2 protein-coding genes are annotated in these 1,033 nt (G+C 66.1%); both read right to left on the bottom strand.

Annotation, left to right across the window (positions count from 1 at the left end; genetic code table 11):
- Positions 1-173: 173 nt before the first annotated feature.
- A complete protein-coding gene (locus AC1D2K_RS35120; protein ID WP_478095095.1) occupies positions 174-425 on the bottom strand; it encodes a hypothetical protein in 252 nt (83 codons plus the stop codon).
- 213 nt (positions 426-638) lie between these two features.
- Complete coding sequence (locus tag AC1D2K_RS35115; RefSeq protein WP_478095092.1) at positions 639-890, bottom strand: hypothetical protein; 252 nt, start codon at positions 888-890, stop codon at positions 639-641.
- Positions 891-1,033: the final 143 nt, after the last annotated feature.

Here is a 1,033-nt window from a genome sequence, read left to right as displayed (position 1 = left end):
GCTTTGCAGCTGGCGGCATCCGTCGGTTCCGCGGCCTGCGCGAAGGTGGGGCTTGCGGAGGCAAGGAGAACGATGGCCAAGAGGCCCATTTTCAAGCGCATGGGGAGACTGCCTGACAGAAGAAGGATTGAAGCTGCCGATTCTGCACCGGCTGCCGGGGGCGCGGCCAGGCCCTAGCGGATATCGACGCCGGTGCCGTCAGCGACATCGATGCCGGAACGGAGGATGCCGCTCTGGCAGCGGTAGGCCAGGATGCCGCGCCCGCGTGCATCCGCGTTGACGCCGAAGGCTGCCGAGCGGGCTCCATTCGCGAGCGAGAAGGGGCTTCCTTCCACCGGGCGCGTGCCGCCGGTGAGCGTATCGAAGACATGGACCAGTTGGGCATGGCCGGTGAGGTTGGCGACAGTGACTTGGAGTTGTGGCATCCGGGGGGGCTGGGTTGGGGTTCACGATGGATTTTGCCCGAGGCCGGTCGCGTTGGGCTCGCCGGTCGCGCGTCTGCCATTCCGGCGGCCCGCAACGGCTGTGGCTGGATCGTGCCGGTGATCGTTGCGCTGGCACCCTCACGACAGACCAACACCTCGCCACGAGGGATGCCCGTCCGCCGGCCGAGGGTGCGCGCTGCTCCCTCTACCCGTCTACCTGCTTTCGAACTCAGGCGGCAGCACGTGGCGATCCAGCGGCGTGTGGCGGCGCCAGTTCATGCCTTCGTTCTCGACCCAGCCGTTCAATGCCCTGGCGTTCAAGGGGCTCCCGTACTGAAGTCGATGGGCGATTTCCGCGACCGCCTGGTAGTAGCCGCGCCGATACGCACCTTCAAGTCCTCGATCCGCCGGTCCGAGGTCGACGCCCGGCGTTGCGGGGCCGCGTGCCATTTTTTCTAGGTCCATGTTGACTCCGGTGATATGCAGTCCCCATTGTTAAGGGGGGCCTTGGACTTGAACAGGGAGCGCCATCGGAATCGTGCTCGGAAAGGGCTCCTTCGAACGCCGTTTGGCCAGTCAGCTGAGGGCCGGCGAAAGCTGGACCGGCA

The sequence above is a fragment of the Variovorax sp. P1_H12_2 genome, from assembly GCF_056405335.1.
The sequence above is the reverse complement of the archived record's forward strand: the minus strand, read 5'-3'. Positions and strand labels throughout refer to the sequence as shown.

What these genes read in the sequence shown, in the direction of transcription:
- AC1D2K_RS35115 (WP_478095092.1), bottom strand. Translation starts at nt 890, where the DNA reads ATGGACCTAGAAAAAATGGCACGCGGCCCCGCAACGCCGGGCGTCGAC.
- AC1D2K_RS35120 (WP_478095095.1), bottom strand. Translation starts at nt 425, where the DNA reads ATGCCACAACTCCAAGTCACTGTCGCCAACCTCACCGGCCATGCCCAA.